The following is a 16,464-nucleotide window of genomic DNA, read 5'->3' as shown; positions in this document are numbered from 1 at the left end:
CCCCGTTGCTTCGGATGACAGGTTACGGAGAGGACGTGCGGCCACGGAACCTCGCACCGCTCACGAGATCGCACTGTGATGCTTGTCGCTCCCCGGGATCGCGCCCGGTTGAGTCGCTTCGATTCAGTGCGTCACGCGGTAGGAGAGGCTGGCCTGTTGGTAGATATCGGTCACCTTGTCGCGCTGGTCCTGCGGGCCGATGACCTGGAGGATGTGGTAGCGGCCGTCGACGAGCATCACGAGGTTGCGGACGTAGACATTCCGCCCGTTGCCGTCCTTCCAGGTGAACTGGCCCTCCGCCATGGCCTGCCGGCCGACGTCGGTGCGGCGCATACCGGTCGCCGTGGCCCAGCTGGAGTCGCGGAACGGCTTCAACTCCGGTTCCTTGTCCCGCTGGTAGTCGAGCGGGTCGCTGCCGTTGGCCTTGGCGGTGTCGCGTCCGGGGACGATCAGCACGCTGAATCCGCCGTCGCCGTACCGGATCTGCCCCTGCGCGTTGGCGGGCACGCGCGCCCAGCCCTTGGGGACGCCGACCTCGAAGCCCCCGGCGTCCTTGCGCAGCGTGTACCCGGCCGCCAGGGCGACGGCGGAGCGGCTGGTCTGCGGCCGCTGCGCACCGGAGGACCCGGACGGTGCAGGTTGCCCGGAGCCGTCGTCCGGCCCGGGGCCGGGGGCTCCGGACGTGGTGCGGGAGGGGCTCGCGCCCGCGCCGGACGGCGAAGTGGACTTCGGCATGAACATCACGGCGTACACGACCGCGGCGACGAGCAGCAGCAGGATCAGGACGAGCAGCAGCCGGCCCAGCCGTCGTGGCGCGCGCTCCCCGCCCTGCTGCGGACGGGGCGGGGTGCGCAGCGCCTTGGGGCCCTTGGGCTCGCGCGGCGCCCTGAGCCGGGGCTCATGGCGTGTGACGGGCGCCCGCTCCGCGGGTTCCGGCCGCTCCCCGGTCTGGCGGTGCCGGCCGTGTGCCGCCCCGCCGCGGCGGCCGCGGCGCTTGCGGACGAGCTCGCCCCGGCGGCGCACGACGGGCAGCCGTGCGGTGTCGGCGGCGGGCAGCGTCACGACGTCGAGACCGGCCTCCGGCTCGGGCGCCGACCGGATGAGGGAGCGCAGCCAGCCGCGCAGCTCCTCGAAGTCCGGGCGTTCGGTGGGGTCCTGGCGCAGCAGCGACTCGACGACGGGGCGCAGCGGCCCGCACTCCTCGGCGAAGGCGGGCGGCTCGCCGCAGACCATCTGGACGAGCTCGGCGGCATTCTCCTCCGGGTACGGGGCGTGGCCCTGGACCGCGCGGTAGAGCAGGGCGCCGAGCGCCCAGAGGTCGGTGGAGGGGCCGATGGGCGGCGCCAGCTGCCAGTTCTCGTGGACCGGTCCGGCCTGCTCGGGCGCCCAGCGCTCGGTGACCGCGCCGACGACGGCGATCCGGGCCTGCCGCGCGCGCTCGGCGGCGAGGGTGGTGGCGGGACCACGGTAGGCCGATGCCTCGGGGCTCCCTGCGACGATCTCGTCCCAACGCCCCGACGAGGTCTCCCGGCTGCCGGCGGGAAGCTCCGGGCGCGCGGCCGGGGGCGTCCCCAGCCGGCGGGAGTCGGCGCGCAGGGCGTCCTCGCTGGAGCCCCCGGCGGACACCGGGCGCCCGAAGCCGGGGCCGTCGTCCCAGGAACCGGTCAGATGCAGCCGTCGGGGCGGAGTCTGACCGCCGGTGTCACCGCCGGTGTCGCCGCCCGTGTCACCGTCGTCGTCCTCGTCGTCGTACGGGTCCTCGTCGTCGTAGGGGTGGGCGTAGGGATCCGGCGCGTCCGGCGTGCTTCCCCAGCCGCCGGGGCGCTGGAGGGGCAGGGTGCCGGCGTCCTGCGCCTCGTCCGTACCGGCCCGGCGCTCGTCCTCGCTGATGCGGGCGGCGGCACGGGCCCCCGCGCGGTACGCGGCGATGGCGCCGGCCCGTGCGGCCCGCGCCTGTGCGGCGCCGTCGGCGTCGGGGGCGGGCACGGTGGTGGGCGGCAGGGCCGCGGGCGGTGCCGGCCGGCGCACGGACTCGAGCTCGCCGCCGCCGTAGGGCCTCGGCGGGCCGTCCCCGGTCGCCGGCTCGAGCGCCGCGGGCCCGCGCGAGCCGGGCACCTGCCCGTACGGGTCCACGGACCGCCCGTACGGCTCCACGGGCCCCGCCTCGGCCTCGGGCGGCACGTACGGGCCCGTGGGCCCGGACTCGACCGCGGGCCTGCCGTAGGTCTCCTCGCCGTCCGCGTCGTCGTCGGGGCGCGGCACCGGCACGTATCCGCAGAGCGCCTCCTCCGCCGCCCCGGCCGCCAGGCCGGTCAGCACGACGCGTCCGTCGTCGCAGATGAGCACCGTGCGCACGGTGATGTTGCGATGGGTCCAGCCGTGGGCGTGCAGAACACGCAGCGCCGTCAGGACGTCGGAGCCGATCTCGGCGGCCCGGTACGGATTGAGCGGGCGCTCCGCGAGCAGGGCCGCCAGCGGGCGGGAGGCGACCAGTTCGCTCACGATCCAGAGCGAGCCGGCCTCGGCGAACACGTCGAAGACCTGGTCGAGGCGTGGATGGTCGGGTACCTGGGCGGCCGCCTGGGCGGCCTCGATGGCGCGCCGCACGGCCGGCTCGGTGGACCGCCGCACCGTGCGCCCGCCCGTCCGCCGGACCGGCGCGGGCCCGCCGTCGGCGTCGAGCACCTCCGCGTCCAGGACCTCGGGCAACGGCACCTGCCGGACCAGGACTTCCTGTCCGCTGTACGTGTCGAAGGCGCGGGTCTCGACCAGTTCGTACGCGTCGGACGGAGGCAGCGGAAGGCGGTAGCGGTCGGCAAGCACCCGACCCGCATAGTCGTCCACGACGCCTCCCCAGAGCGCGCTGTCCCCCGGCCACGTACACCGTATGAATCCGTCAATTGCGGTCATTTGCCGCGTAATTGACTGGCGGTTCCGGCTGCGTACGGTCTTCGAGCTCTCACAATACGTGGCAAGCGGCGGCCGCGCGGCCGGGTCGGCGCAACCCGGCCCGGCGGCCGCCGTCAGTCGAGCGGCTTGAAGGTCTCGAACGCCGTCGTGCGCAGCGTCCGGCACTCCTCGTCGTCCCAGGCGCCGGCCTTGCAGCTGATCATGATCGCGTAGCCGTGGCCGGCGTCGACCTTGAAGCCGCGGTTGAGCACCCGGACCCGCTGGCCCTGCTGTGTGCGCTCGAACTGCCAGTCGGCGACGGTCGGGTAGCCGTTGTACTCGACCTCCTTTATGCCGAGGTGACGGTAGGCCGTACTGGAGGCCGCGACGCCGCCCCTGGCGGAGTTCCAGGCCGCGGCCGCGTCCGAGCCGGGCGAGCCGGTGTAGTCGATCTGCACCCGGGGGAAGCCGCCGCTGACGTTGTATATCGCGCCGGCGTTCTGACCCGAGGTCTTGTCGAACCGGAAGCCCTTGGGCAGCGCCACGGAGAAGTGGAACCCCTTGTTGGTGACCGTCCGGTAGCCGGCGGGCAGGGCGTCGCCGGACTTGTCGCCCGGCTTGTCACCCTTGGAGCCGGCCGCCTTGCCCGAGTCGCCGTCCTCGCCCTTGCCCTTGTTCTCGTCCTCGCCCTTGTTCCCGTCCTGGTTCTTGCCGCTGCCGCCCTGTCCGGTGGCGGACGGGTCCGCGGAACCGCTGCCCGCCGATGAGCCGGCGGACGAACGGTTCTCGTTCCTGACGGCGCCGTCGTCGCCCTTGTCGTCCCCGCCGAGCGTGAGCGCGAGCACCGTGCCGAGCACGGCGAGCACGATGACACCCGCGATGACCGCCAGGGTGCGGCGCGGCACCACGTCCGTGAGGGACGCCCGGGGCGGCGTGACCGGCGAGGTCGCCGGGCGCTGCGGCGGTACGGAGCCGGAGGCTGCGGCCGTCGCGGCGGGCCGGGCCGGAGCGGGCGGCGCGGCGGCGGAGGAGGCCACCGACGCGCCGGCCGCGGGCGCCGCCTTCGCGTTGCGTACGGAGCGGAGCGCCCCGCGCAGCCGGTCACGGGTGCCCTCGCCCGCCTCGGCGGACTTCGACGCGGACTTGGCCGGTGCGTCGGCGACGTTCGTGGGCAGCGCCATCACCTGGGTGGCTTCCGCCGGCGGCACCGGACGCTCCGGCTTTTCGAGAGCGGTGATCACGTCGTTGAGCAGTGCGCGCGCGCCCGCGTCGTCGAGCCGCTGCTCGGGGTCCCGGGCGAGCAGCCCGTAGATGACCTCCTCCAGCGGGCCCGCGTTCTTCGGCGGGTCGAGCGGCTCGGTCATCACGGCGGTCAGGGTCGCGATGGCCGACCCCTTGTCGTACGGCGGGCAGCCCTCGACGCTCGCGTACAGCAGTCCGCCGAGCGACCACAGGTCGGCGGGCGGTCCCGGCTTGTGCCCGCGGGCCCGCTCCGGCGAGATGTACGAGGGGGCGCCGACGAGCATCCCGGTGGAGGTGACGGACGGGTCGCCCTCGACCTGGGCGATCCCGAAGTCGGTCAGCACGACCCGGCCGTCCTCGGCGATCAGCACGTTGGACGGCTTCACATCGCGGTGCAGGATGCCCTCGCGGTGCGCCGAGCGCAGCACGTCGAGGATGGCCAGACCGACCTCGGCCGCGCGCTTCGGCGTCAGGACGCCGTCCTCGCGCACCGCCTCGGCCAGCGACTTGCCCTCGATGAGTTCCATGACGATCCACGGCCGGTCGTCCTCGTCCACGACGTCGTAGACCGTGACCGCGCCGTTGTTGCGGATGCGGGCGATCGCCTTGGCCTCACGCAGTGTGCGCGTGATGAGACGGCGCTTCTCGTCGTCGTCGATGGCCGTCGGGAACCGCAGTTCCTTGACCGCGACCGTGCGGCCCAGCGTCTCGTCGACGGCGCGGTGGACCGTGCCCATACCGCCCCGGCCGAGCACCTCCCCGAGCCGGTACCGCCCCGCGAGGAGACGTCCGTCCTTGTCCCGTTGGGGCTCCCGTGCCTGCTCCGCCTCCGACATGCGTCCCCTCTGCGATCAACCCGCCCTGGCAGAGCGTTCATTGTCCCTCACCCCGGGACCGGTCCTGGTGCCGGGTCCTGGGTCCGCCATGATGTGGCCGGAGGAAGGGATTTCCCGCCATGCCGATACTCAGGGCGCCGCTCGTCACCCTGTTGGCGACAACGCTGCTCGGCCTCGGAACGGCGAGCCTGCCCAGCGAACCACACCTCACGCCTGCGGCCTCCTACCTTCCCCGGCTCGTCGCCCGGGGCCGCGCTCCCACGGCAGCCCTCCTCGCGCATACCCCCTCGGCCGCAGGCCATGGCAGCTACCGGTCGACGGGCCCCGGAATCCGGTACGCGGACCGGTTCCGGGCAGGCAGCATCACCAAGACCTTCGTCGCCACCGTCGTCCTCCAACTCGCCGGTGAGGGCGCGCTGCGGCTGTCGGACCCGGTCGAACGCTTCCTGCCCGGACTGATCCGCGGCCACGGCAACGACGGCCGGCGCCTCACCCTGCGCGCCCTGCTCAGCCACACCAGCGGCCTCTACGACTACACCGACGACACCTCCGCGCATCCGGTGTCGGCCATCGCCGCCATCCGTACGGCAACGGCCCACCGCCCCATGCACGCTCCCGGCACCTACGCCTACTCCAACACCAACTACGCCGTCCTCGGCCTGGTCGTTCGACGCGTCACCGGCCACAGCTACGCAACCGAGATCCGGCGCCGCATCATCACCCCCCTCCGGCTCACCGGCACCTCCCTCCCCGGAGCCCGCACCACCCTGCCCGAGCCGCACGGCCGCGCCTACACCCGCGATCCGGCGGGCGGCGGCCTGAGCGACGTCACCGTCCTCGACCCGCGCACGGCGGGCGCCGCGGGCGAGCTGATCTCCACCCTCGCCGACCTGAACCGCTTCTACGCGGCCCTGCTGGGCGGGCGGCTGCTCCCGTCCGCCCAGCAGACCGCGCTGCTCAACACCGAGGCGGCACACGGGACCTACGGCCTGGGCATCTACCCGCAGCGGCTCTCCTGCGGGGTCACCGTCTGGGGCCACAACGGCCACATACAGGGCAGTTACGTCCGCACCGCCGCCACCCGCGACGGCCGGCACACCCTCACGTACCGGATCGACACGGACACTCTGGACGAGGCGGACACGCTCGAACCGGCACTCCTGGAAGCGGAGTTCTGCGCCACGTGAGCCCTGCCGTCCGGCACCGGCCCCCGGACCGCGATGGCCCGGACGAGAGACCCTAGATCGGCACGATGTCCGGCGCTCCCAGCCGCGCCGCGTCCGCCGTCAGGTCGTCGGGCTGGCGCTGCGACTCCCGTTCCGCCTCCACCCGCTTCTCGTAGTGCGTGACCTCGCGCTCGATCTGGCCCTTGTCCCAGCCGAGCACCGGCGCCATCAGTTCCGCGCAGAGCCGTGCGGAGCGCGTGCCCCGGTCGAAGGTCTCGATGGAGATCCTGGTCCGCCGGGTCAGTACGTCGTCGAGGTGGCGGGCCCCCTCGTGCGAGGCCGCGTAGACGATCTCGGCCTTGAGGTAGTCGTCGGCGGCCGGCAGCGGTTCGCCCATCACGGGGTCGGCGACGATCAGCTCCAGGATCTCCTCCGTCATGGAGCCGTACCGGTTGAGCAGATGCTCCACCCGGGCGACGTGGAGGCCGGTCCGGGCGGCGATCCTGGCCCGCGCGTTCCACAGGGCGACGTAGCCCTCGGCGCCGAGCAGCGGGATGTCCTCGGTGACGCACGCGGCCACCCGCTGGTCGAGTCCGTGCACCGCCTCGTCCACGGCGTCCTTGGCCATCACCCGGTACGTCGTGTACTTCCCGCCCGCGACGACGACGAGGCCCGGCAGCGGATGCGCCACGGTGTGCTCACGCGACAGCTTGCTGGTCGCATCCGACTCACCGGCCAGCAGCGGACGCAGCCCCGCATAGACACCCTGGACGTCGTCCCTGGTCAGCGGGGTGGCCAGGACCGAATTCACATGCTCGAGCAGATAGTCGATGTCCGCGCTGGACGCCGCCGGGTGCGCCTTGTCCAGGTCCCAGTCGGTGTCCGTCGTACCGACGATCCAGTGCCGCCCCCACGGGATGACGAAGAGGACGGACTTCTCGGTCCGCAGGATCAGGCCGGTGGAGGAGTGGATGCGGTCCTTCGGGACCACCAGATGGATGCCCTTGGACGCCCGGACGTGGAACTGGCCGCGCTCACCGATCAGCGCCTGGGTGTCATCCGTCCAGACGCCGGTGGCATTGACCACCTGTTTGGCCCTGACCTCGTATTCACCGCCCGCCTCGACGTCCTCCACCCGGGCGCCGACGACGCGCTCGCCCTCCCGCAGGAAGCCGACCACCCGCGCCCGGTTCGCCACCTGTGCGCCGTACCCGGCGGCGGTGCGCACGAGGGTCGCCACATAGCGGGCGTCGTCCATCTGGGCGTCGTAGTACTGCAGGGCCCCCACCAGGGCGTCCCGCTTCAGTGCCGGTGCGACGCGCAGGGCCTGGCGGCGGGAGAGGTGACGGTGCACGGGCAGTCCGCGGCCGTGTCCGGACGACACCGACATCGCGTCGTACAGCGCGACGCCCGAACCGGCGTACAGCCGCTCCCAGCCCTTGTGCTGCAACGGATAGAGGAACGGCACCGGCTTCACCAGGTGCGGGGCGAGGCGCTCCAGCAGCAGCCCGCGCTCCTTCAGGGCCTCCCGCACGAGCGCGAAGTCGAGCATCTCCAGATAGCGCAGCCCGCCGTGGATCAGCTTGCTCGATCTGCTCGACGTGCCGGACGCCCAGTCCCGCGCCTCGACCAGACCGGTCGAGAGCCCTCTCGTCACCGCGTCCAGCGCCGTACCGGCGCCGACCACGCCCGCCCCCACGACCAGCACGTCCAGTTCGCGCTCGGCCATCGCGGCGAGCGCCTCGGCACGCTCCGCGGGTCCCAGTGTCGCTGTCCTCACTGCTGCCTCCCGGTAGATCGGGGTGGTCCGGCACGGGGATGCGGTCCGACCGCGGGGTCGGGTGCCCGTGCCCACCACTCGATTCTGTCCGCGCTCCGCGACTTCAGCCACCGCCTGTGGACAACACCCGGACGACAGGGGCGGCACAATGCGACATATAGGTCATATTTACGCTTAGTCTGACATTGCGCTGTCCCCAGCAGTTGCGCTTTCTCTCCTCATGGTCTTAGACCGACCGGCACATGAGGGGTGGAAGAAGGAGCGGGGCTGGGCGCGTGCAGCTGCAAGGCGGAGGATTGAGTCATGGCGGAGCCATGGCGATTGACGACAACGCCGCAGATGCGCGTGACCGGCCCCGCGACGCCACCCCTCATGTGCCGGTCGGTCTTAGGGAAGGACGGCCACCCACGTGCCTGCAGACCTCGCCGTCATCGGACTCGGTCACCTCGGCCTGCCCCTCGCCCAAGCCGCCGTCTCAGCCGGTATCCAGACCATCGGCTACGACACCGACCCCCGGGCCTTCGCGGAGCTCTCCGCGGGCCGCACCCCCGTCGAGGGCCCACTCACCGCGTCCGACATCCGCCGGATGCTCTCCGGCGGGTTCCGGCCCACCACCAACCAGGCCGAGCTGGGCCGGGTCCGCACCGCCGTGATCTGCGCGCCCACGCCCCTGGGCCCCGACCGCACCCTCGACCTCACCGCCGTCGGCGACGCGGCCCGCGCACTGGCCGCCCGGCTGCGCCCGCACACCACCGTGCTGCTGGAATCGGCCGTCCACCCCGGCACCACCGAGAACTTCCTGCTCCCCATCCTCGAAGAGGGCTCGGGGCTGCGCGGCGGACGCGACTTCCACCTCGCCTACTCCCCCACCCGGCTCGACCCCGGCAACCGCACCCACGTCTACGCCAACACCCCCAAGGTCATCGGCGGCCTCACCCCCGCCTGCACCGAGTCGGCCGCCGCCTTCTACGGCCGGCTCACCGACAAGGTCGTCCGCGCCCGCGGCCCGCGCGAGGCCGAGATGACGAAGGTCCTGGAGACCAACTTCCGGCACGTCAACATCGCCCTGGTCAACGAGATGGCCGTGCTCTGCCACGACCTCGGCGTCGACCTGTGGGACGTCATCCGGTGCGCCGAGACCAAGCCCTTCGGCTTCCAGCCCTTCCGCCCCGGCCCCGGCGTCGGCGGCCACGGCGCCCCGGTCGACCCGGGCTACCTCCCGTACAACAGCCGCACCCCCGGGCACCCGTTGCGGATGGTCTCGCTCGCCCAGGAGATCAACGACCGGATGCCGCAGTACGTGATCCAGCGCTGCGCCACCCTCCTCAACGAGCACGGCAAGTCCGTCCGCGGCGCCCGGGTCCTCCTCCTCGGTGTCACCTACAAGCCCGACCTCGCCGACCAAGAGGCCTCCCCGGCCCGCGAGATCGCCACCCGGCTGATGGACATGGGGGCCCAGATCGGCTACCACGATCCGCACGTCCTGGACTGGCGCGTACGTGAACTCCCGGTCCCCCGTGCCGATTCGCTCTACGAAGCGGCCTCCAGCGCCGACCTGACGGTGCTGCTCCAGCACCACCGCACGTACGACCTCCAGGGCCTGGCCGTGAAGGCCCAACTCCTCCTGGACACCCGCGGCGCGACCCCGGCGGGCGCCGCGCACCGGCTCTGAAACGGCTCCCCGCCCAGTCCCCCCAAGGATTCTGGTGGGCCGATGTCATAAGCGACTGCTAGCCTGCGGCGTCACTCCTCGCACACCCGTGCGCAGACGTCCCAGGGGGAACCCACCATGAGCACGCCCGTACCACCGCCGAACCAGCCGCAGCCCTACGGCGCCCAGCCCCAGGACGGCAACCCGTACGCCGGCCAGCAGCCCGGGGCCCCGACCGGCAACCCGTTCGCGGGCCAGCAGCCGGGCGGCGCCCCCTTCGGCGGAGGCGCACCGTTCGCCCCGGTCGCACCGGCGCGCAACAACATCGGTCTCGGAATCCTGGCGGGCGTGGTCGCGGCGCTCGTGGCCGCCGTTCTGTACGGCGTCATCGCCGGCTCGATCGAGCGCGAGGTCGGCTACATCGCCGTCGGCGTCGGCTTCCTCGTCGGCTTCGCGGCGAGCAAGGTCGGCGGATCGAACCCTGCGCTGACCGTCGTCAGCGCCCTGCTGTCGATCGGCGCGGTCTACCTCGGCCAGCTCGTGGGGGTCTCGGTCATCCTCGCCGACCTGACGAACCAGTCGGCGTTCAGCGTCTTCTTCGACCACTTCGACGCCATATCGGACGCCTGGAGCAAGTCGGCCGACTTCAAGACCTACCTCTTCCTCGCCATCGGCGCCCTCGGGGCCATCGGCGGCGCGCGGAAGGCCTCGTAGCCGCCCCGCACCACCCGGAACACCCGGGAGGGCCCGGACCGCGATCGCGGTCCGGGCCCTCCCGTCATGCTCGGAACACTCAGCGGCGGTGCTGCGAGTCCGCCACCGTCACCTCGACGCGCTGGAACTCCTTGAGGTCGCTGTACCCCGTCGTCGCCATCGCCCGGCGCAGGGCGCCGAAGATGTTCATCGAGCCGTCGGGGGTGTGCGAAGGACCGGTGAGGACCTCCTCCGTCGTACCGACGGAACCCAGGTCGACCAGCTTGCCGCGCGGCACGTCCTCGTGGACGGCCTCCATGCCCCAGTGGCGGCCGCGGCCCGGCGCGTCCGTCGCGCGGGCGAGCGGGGAGCCCATCATCACGGCGTCGGCGCCGCAGGCGATGGCCTTCGGCAGGTCGCCGGACCAGCCGACGCCGCCGTCCGCGATCACGTGCACGTACCGGCCGCCGGACTCGTCCATGTAGTCACGGCGGGCACCGGCCACATCGGCGACCGCGGTGGCCATCGGGACCTGGATGCCGAAGACGTTGCGCGTGGTGTGCGCGGCGCCGCCGCCGAAGCCGACGAGGACACCGGCCGCGCCGGTGCGCATCAGGTGCAGGGCCGCGGTGTACGTGGCGCAGCCGCCGACGATCACCGGGACGTCCAGCTCGTAGATGAACTGCTTCAGGTTCAGCGGCTCGGCCGCGCCCGAGACGTGCTCGGCGGAGACCGTCGTACCGCGGATGACGAAGATGTCCACACCCGCGTCGACGACGGCCTTGGAGAACTGGGCGGTGCGCTGCGGGGAGAGCGCGGCGGCGGTGACGACACCGGCGTCGCGCACCTCCTTGATGCGCTGCCCGATCAGCTCCTCCTGGATGGGAGCGGAGTAGATCTCCTGGAGCCGGCGGGTCGCGGACTCGACCGGCATCTCGGCGATCTCGTCCAGCAGCGGCTGCGGGTCCGCGTGCCGGGTCCACAGGCCTTCCAGGTTGAGCACGCCGAGGCCGCCGAGCTCACCGATACGGATGGCGTGCTGCGGGGAGACCACGGAGTCCATGGGAGCCGCCAGGAACGGCAGCTCGAAGCGGTAGGCGTCGATCTGCCAGGCGATCGAGACCTCCTTCGGGTCGCGGGTACGGCGGCTCGGGACGACGGCGATGTCGTCGAATGCGTAAGCCCGGCGGCCGCGCTTGCCGCGCCCGATCTCGATCTCAGTCACGATGGTGTGGCCTTTCCCTCTACGTCTGCGTGTCCAGTATCCCCGACACATGGGTGAGGGGCGGTTCCGGGAACCCCGGGCCGCCCCTCACCTGCGCTGTTGCGTTACTTCCTGCTGTAGTTCGGTGCTTCGACCGTCATCTGGATGTCGTGCGGGTGGCTCTCCTTGAGACCCGCCGAGGTGATCCGCACGAAGCGGCCCTTGCGCTCCATCTCGTCGACCGAGGCCGCGCCCACGTACCCCATCGTCTGGCGGAGACCGCCGACGAGCTGGTGCAGCACGTTGGCCAGCGGGCCGCGATAGGGCACCTGTCCCTCGATGCCCTCGGGGACGAGCTTGTCGTCGGAGGACACCTCGGCCTGGAAGTAGCGGTCCTTCGAGTACGAGCGGCCCTGGCCGCGGGACTGCATCGCGCCCAGCGAACCCATGCCGCGGTACGACTTGAACTGCTTGCCGTTGATGAAGAGCAGCTCGCCCGGGGACTCCTCGCAGCCCGCGAGGAGGGAGCCCAGCATCACGCTGTCGGCACCGGCGGCGAGCGCCTTGCCGATGTCGCCGGAGTACTGGAGGCCACCGTCGCCGATGACCGGGACGCCCGCCGCGCGGGCGGCCAGCGCGGCCTCGTAGATCGCGGTCACCTGCGGGACGCCGATGCCGGCGACCACGCGGGTGGTGCAGATCGAACCGGGTCCGACCCCGACCTTGACGCCGTCCACGCCGGCGTCGATCAGGGCCTGGGCGCCGTCGCGGGTCGCGACGTTGCCGCCGATGACGTCCACGTTCACGGCCGACTTGATCTTCGCCATCCAGTTGAGGGCGTTGCTGTTGTGGCCGTGCGAGGTGTCGACGATCAGGAAGTCCACACCGGCCCCGGCCAGCGCCTGGGCGCGGTCCAGCGCCTCGGGGCTGGCGCCGACGGCCGCGCCGACGAGCAGGCGGCCCTCGGCGTCCTTGGCCGCGTTCGGGTACTGCTCGGCCTTCTTGAAGTCCTTGACCGTGATGAGGCCCTTGAGAATGCCCGCCTCGTCGACCAGCGGAAGCTTCTCGATCTTGTGGCGGCGCAGCAGCTCCATGGCGTCCACGCCGGAGATGCCGACCCTGCCGGTGACCAGCGGCATCGGCGTCATGACCTCGCGCACCTGGCGCGAGCGGTCCGACTCGAAGGCCATGTCGCGGTTGGTGACGATGCCGAGCAGCTTGCCCGCCGGGTCGGTGACCGGGACGCCGCTGATGCGGAACTTCGCACAGAGCGCGTCGGCCTCGCCGAGCGTGGCATCCGGGCTGACCGTGATCGGGTCGGTGACCATGCCGGACTCGGACCGCTTCACCAGGTCGACCTGGTTGACCTGGTCCTCGATCGAGAGATTGCGGTGCAGTACGCCGACGCCGCCCTGACGGGCCATGGCGATGGCCATACGGGCCTCGGTCACCTTGTCCATCGCGGCGGAGAGCAGCGGGATGTTCACCCGTACGTTCCGTGAGATGAGCGTCGAGGTGTCGACCGCGTTGGGCAGCACTTCAGATGCGCCGGGCAGCAGCAGCACGTCGTCGTATGTCAGCCCGAGCGTCGCGAATTTCTCGGGCACTCCGTCGACGTTTGCAGTCATGACACCTTCCCCAAATGGCCTTGATCGGTGCGGATGTCCATGCTAACGGCCTCCGGGGGTGTCTCATTCCACGAGCAAGATCACCTGGAGGTTCTGTAGCTTCGTACGGCAGCTCCCCGCGGCACCGGACAGGCCTCCGGCTCACTGCTCCGCGAGGGCCCGCAACCGGCTCAGCGCACGGTGCTGCGCGACCCGGACGGCACCCGGGGACATCCCGAGCATCTGCCCGGTCTCCTCGGCGGTCAGGCCGACCGCGACCCGCAGGACCAGCAGCTCGCGCTGGTTCTCCGGGAGGTTGGCGAGGAGCTTCTTGGCCCAGGCGGCATCGCTGCTGAGCAGTGCGCGCTCCTCGGGCCCCAGCGAGTCGTCCGGCCGTTCGGGCATCTCGTCGGAGGGCACCGCGGTCGATCCCGGGTGCCGCATCGCGGCCCGCTGGAGATCGGCCACCTTGTGGCCGGCGATGGCGAAGACGAAGGCTTCGAAGGGCCTGCCGGTGTCCTTGTACCGCGGCAGCGCCATCAGCACCGCGACACAGACCTCTTGCGCCAGGTCCTCCACGAAGTGGCGAGCATCACCGGGCAGCCGGTTCAGCCGGGACCTGCAGTAGCGCAGCGCGAGGGGATGGACGTGGGCCAGCAGGTCATGGGTGGCCTGCGCATCGCCCTCGACGGCGCGGTGCACCAGAGCACCGATCACCGTCGTTCCGTCGTCGCGCATCGGACCATGGTGCCCCGGTGCCGCGTCATCCGCGGCATCGCGTCCGTAGTTGTGCACCGAAGCGTTATGAGCGGGTGCGCCGGAAGTCATGTCCTGCGCCCTCCCCTTCCGCTCGACCGAATCGTTCCCGAGGAACTCCACATCTCAAGGATGCGTCATCGGCCGGGAAGCGTCACATGCCGCCGGGGCGGCGGGCTCGGCGGGCGGGGTGCGGCTCGCGCCGCACCCCTCGCCGGGGCTGCCCCGTCCGCCGGCGTGCGGACGGGGAATGGATCGGCTGCCGGCCACCACCGGCCCTCAGCGGACCAGGCCCCAGCGGAAGCCGAGCGCCACGGCGTGGGCACGGTCCGAGGCGCCGAGCTTCTTGAACAGACGCCGGGCGTGCGTCTTCACCGTGTCCTCGGAGAGGAACAGCTCACGGCCGATCTCCGCGTTGGAGCGGCCGTGGCTCATCCCCTCGAGCACCTGGATCTCACGCGCCGTGAGCGTGGGCGCCGCACCCATTTCGGCCGACCGCAGCCGACGCGGGGCGAGCCGCCACGTCGGATCGGCCAGCGCCTGGGTGACGGTCGCCCGGAGCTCCGCCCGGGATGCGTCCTTGTGCAGATATCCGCGGGCCCCGGCGGCGACCGCGAGCGCGACACCGTCCAGGTCCTCGGCGACGGTCAGCATGATGATCCTGGCCCCCGGGTCCGCGGAGAGCAGTCGACGGACGGTCTCCACACCACCCAGACCGGGCATGCGTACGTCCATCAGAATCAGATCCGAACGGTCGGCACCCCAGCGGCGGAGAACTTCCTCGCCGTTGGCCGCCGTCGTCACACGCTCGACGCCGGGCACGGTCGCGACCGCGCGTCGGAGTGCTTCTCGGGCAAGCGGGGAGTCGTCGCAGACGAGGACGGATGTCATGACCGCCCTCCGCAGCTGATGCGCGTCACCTTGAGCCTCCAGGCTGTTACAAGTCGTCACCTGTGCGGTTGACGCTCTCGGACATCTGCCCGATCGCTTTTTCTGCCAACCGCCTCCGCACTCTCAACGATGGTCACTCGAAAGAGTTACGGGCCGGAAGGCCGGGTTCGGCACTCTACGTGAGTGAGTGAGCACGGAGGAGAGCGCCACGGGTCGTCCAGCCGTCAACCGAAACTTCTCATGAACTTATGCCCCATTTAGCGGGTTTTCTTCCCTTTTGCTGGTGTCTATGGCTAGATTCGCAATCAGTCATATTTACATCTACTAACACCGTAGATGTACGGTCATGAACACGGTCACCGACGGACGACCACGACGTTTCCGACTCAGCATGGTTTCGAGGGGACAAGCAATGGCAGATTTCTCCCGCCTTCCCGGACCCAACGCCGATCTGTGGGACTGGCAGCTGCTGGCGGCCTGCCGCGGGGTCGACAGCTCACTGTTCTTCCACCCCGAGGGGGAACGCGGTGCCGCCCGGAGCGCCCGCGAGACCTCCGCGAAAGAGGTCTGCATGCGGTGCCCGGTACGCGCGGAGTGCGCGGCACACGCCCTGGCGGTACGAGAGCCCTACGGGGTGTGGGGCGGACTCACCGAGGACGAGCGCGAGGAGCTCATGGGGCGGGCCCGCAACCGGCTGATCTCGGCGACGGCACCCTCGGGCACCGCCTCCCCGTCCGGGCAGGGCTGACCCGGCACCGCGCGGGACAGCTGGAGAAACGTTTCTTCAGGCATACCCGCACCCCTGGCCCGGGTCGCCGGCGGACCGCTCAGCGGGCGGCCGCCAGGGACAGCTGGTCCAGGGTGGCCGCGACGGCCGGTACCTGCGCCAGATCGGGCAGGGTCAGCGCGACGATCTCGCGCTCGATGGCCGGTTCCACCGTGACGGTCCTGGCGTCCCTGGGGCGTACCGACTCGATCGCCAGCGCCGGCAGCACGGCCACTCCCAGGCCGGCGCCGACCAGGCCGATCACCGCCGGGTAGTCGTCGGTGGCGAAGTCGATCCGCGGGGTGAAGCCGGACTCCTCGCAGACCTCCACCAGCTGCCTGCGGCAGCGCGGGCAGCCGGCGATCCACGATTCACCGGCGAGTTCCCCGATGTCCACCACGTCCCGGTCCGCCAGGCCGTGGCCGTCGGGGACCAGGCCGATCAGCCGGTCGGTGAGCAGCGGGCGCACCACCAGGTCGTCCCACTCGGCGCCCGGCACTCCGTAGCGGAACGCGAGCGCGATGTCGCAGTCGCCGTCGCGCAGCATCTCCACCGAGCGGGGCGGCTCGGCCTCGACCAGGGAGACCCGGGTGCCGGGATGGGCGGCGCGCAGCGCCGCGAGGGCGCCGGGGACCAGCGTGGAGCTGCCGCTGGGGAAGGAGACCAGCCGGACCCGGCCGGCCCGCAGCCCGGCGATCGCGGCAACCTCCTCCTCGGCGGCGGTGAGCCCGGCGAGGATGCCCGAGGCATGGCGCACGAGCGCCTCGCCCGCCTGCGTCAGCCGCATCTCGCGCCCCGTACGGATCAGCAGGGTGGTGCCGGCGGAGGCCTCCAGGGCCTTCATCTGCTGGCTGACCGCGGGCTGGGTGCAGCCCAGTTCGCGGGCGGCGGCGGAGAAGGAGCCGGTACCGGCCACGGCTCGCAGGACACGGAGATGACGGGCTTCGATCACCCTTCGAATATAAGCGAATCTTGGATAAGGG

12 protein-coding genes are annotated in these 16,464 nt (G+C 71.8%); 4 read left to right on the top strand and 8 right to left on the bottom strand.

All coding sequences use genetic code 11. The annotated features are described in order from the left end of the window. Positions 1-123: 123 nt before the first annotated feature. Both OG782_RS23025 and OG782_RS23020 read right to left on the bottom strand, forming a co-directional pair. Complete coding sequence (locus OG782_RS23025; RefSeq protein ID WP_406453823.1) at positions 124-2,844, bottom strand: protein kinase; 2,721 nt, start codon at positions 2,842-2,844, stop codon at positions 124-126. Between the two features lie 179 nt (positions 2,845-3,023). Then, a complete protein-coding gene (locus tag OG782_RS23020; RefSeq protein ID WP_406453821.1) occupies positions 3,024-4,967 on the bottom strand; it encodes a serine/threonine-protein kinase in 1,944 nt (647 codons plus the stop codon). A 119-nt stretch (positions 4,968-5,086) separates the two neighbouring features. Here OG782_RS23020 and OG782_RS23015 point away from each other — a divergent pair, with 119 nt between their 5' ends. Then, positions 5,087-6,154, top strand: coding sequence for a serine hydrolase domain-containing protein (locus OG782_RS23015; protein ID WP_406453819.1), 1,068 nt, complete (start codon positions 5,087-5,089; stop codon positions 6,152-6,154). A gap of 52 nt (positions 6,155-6,206) precedes the next feature. Here OG782_RS23015 and OG782_RS23010 read toward each other — a convergent pair whose 3' ends face one another. Further along, positions 6,207-7,913: a glycerol-3-phosphate dehydrogenase/oxidase gene (locus tag OG782_RS23010; RefSeq protein WP_406453817.1), complete on the bottom strand. Its 1,707-nt coding sequence runs from the start codon at positions 7,911-7,913 to the stop codon at positions 6,207-6,209. 409 nt (positions 7,914-8,322) lie between these two features. Here OG782_RS23010 and OG782_RS23005 point away from each other — a divergent pair, with 409 nt between their 5' ends. Together OG782_RS23005 and OG782_RS23000 are read left to right on the top strand one after the other, a co-directional pair. Further along, positions 8,323-9,585, top strand: coding sequence for a nucleotide sugar dehydrogenase (locus OG782_RS23005; protein ID WP_406453815.1), 1,263 nt, complete (start codon positions 8,323-8,325; stop codon positions 9,583-9,585). Between the two features lie 117 nt (positions 9,586-9,702). Next, positions 9,703-10,278 carry a hypothetical protein gene (locus OG782_RS23000; protein WP_406453814.1) on the top strand — a complete coding sequence of 192 codons (576 nt, stop codon included), beginning with the start codon at positions 9,703-9,705 and terminating at the stop codon, positions 10,276-10,278. A gap of 79 nt (positions 10,279-10,357) precedes the next feature. Here OG782_RS23000 and OG782_RS22995 read toward each other — a convergent pair whose 3' ends face one another. The 4 genes from OG782_RS22995 to OG782_RS22980 all read right to left on the bottom strand — a co-directional run bounded on the left by OG782_RS22995 (position 10,358) and on the right by OG782_RS22980 (position 14,715). After that, complete coding sequence (locus tag OG782_RS22995) at positions 10,358-11,482, bottom strand: GuaB3 family IMP dehydrogenase-related protein (RefSeq protein ID WP_093707048.1); 1,125 nt, start codon at positions 11,480-11,482, stop codon at positions 10,358-10,360. 104 nt (positions 11,483-11,586) lie between these two features. Further along, positions 11,587-13,089 (bottom strand): IMP dehydrogenase, encoded by a 1,503-nt coding sequence (gene guaB, locus OG782_RS22990; RefSeq protein ID WP_406453811.1) that lies wholly within the window; start codon positions 13,087-13,089, stop codon positions 11,587-11,589. 141 nt (positions 13,090-13,230) lie between these two features. Next, positions 13,231-13,806: a sigma-70 family RNA polymerase sigma factor gene (locus OG782_RS22985; RefSeq protein ID WP_018101160.1), complete on the bottom strand. Its 576-nt coding sequence runs from the start codon at positions 13,804-13,806 to the stop codon at positions 13,231-13,233. 297 nt (positions 13,807-14,103) lie between these two features. After that, on the bottom strand, positions 14,104-14,715 hold the full coding sequence (locus tag OG782_RS22980; RefSeq protein WP_003948568.1) for a response regulator transcription factor: 612 nt from the start codon (positions 14,713-14,715) through the stop codon (positions 14,104-14,106). A gap of 412 nt (positions 14,716-15,127) precedes the next feature. Here OG782_RS22980 and OG782_RS22975 point away from each other — a divergent pair, with 412 nt between their 5' ends. After that, positions 15,128-15,463 (top strand): WhiB family transcriptional regulator, encoded by a 336-nt coding sequence (locus OG782_RS22975; RefSeq protein WP_406453809.1) that lies wholly within the window; start codon positions 15,128-15,130, stop codon positions 15,461-15,463. A gap of 79 nt (positions 15,464-15,542) precedes the next feature. Here OG782_RS22975 and OG782_RS22970 read toward each other — a convergent pair whose 3' ends face one another. Then, positions 15,543-16,433 carry a LysR family transcriptional regulator gene (locus OG782_RS22970; RefSeq protein ID WP_406453807.1) on the bottom strand — a complete coding sequence of 297 codons (891 nt, stop codon included), beginning with the start codon at positions 16,431-16,433 and terminating at the stop codon, positions 15,543-15,545. Between the last annotated feature and the right edge of the window lie 31 nt (positions 16,434-16,464).

The sequence above is a fragment of the Streptomyces sp. NBC_00876 genome (genome assembly GCF_045207435.1).
Lineage (GTDB): Bacteria > Actinomycetota > Actinomycetes > Streptomycetales > Streptomycetaceae > Streptomyces.
This window is presented reverse-complemented; position numbering and strand designations above follow the sequence as displayed.

Excerpts from the sequence above, each read along its gene's own strand:
- guaB (WP_406453811.1), bottom strand. The coding sequence starts at position 13,089 with ATGACTGCAAACGTCGACGGAGTGCCCGAGAAATTCGCGACGCTCGGG.
- OG782_RS22985 (WP_018101160.1), bottom strand. The coding sequence starts at position 13,806 with ATGCGCGACGACGGAACGACGGTGATCGGTGCTCTGGTGCACCGCGCC.
- OG782_RS22975 (WP_406453809.1), top strand. The coding sequence starts at position 15,128 with ATGGCAGATTTCTCCCGCCTTCCCGGACCCAACGCCGATCTGTGGGAC.
- OG782_RS22980 (WP_003948568.1), bottom strand. The coding sequence starts at position 14,715 with ATGACATCCGTCCTCGTCTGCGACGACTCCCCGCTTGCCCGAGAAGCA.
- OG782_RS23015 (WP_406453819.1), top strand. The coding sequence starts at position 5,087 with ATGCCGATACTCAGGGCGCCGCTCGTCACCCTGTTGGCGACAACGCTG.
- OG782_RS23020 (WP_406453821.1), bottom strand. The coding sequence starts at position 4,967 with ATGTCGGAGGCGGAGCAGGCACGGGAGCCCCAACGGGACAAGGACGGA.
- OG782_RS23000 (WP_406453814.1), top strand. The coding sequence starts at position 9,703 with ATGAGCACGCCCGTACCACCGCCGAACCAGCCGCAGCCCTACGGCGCC.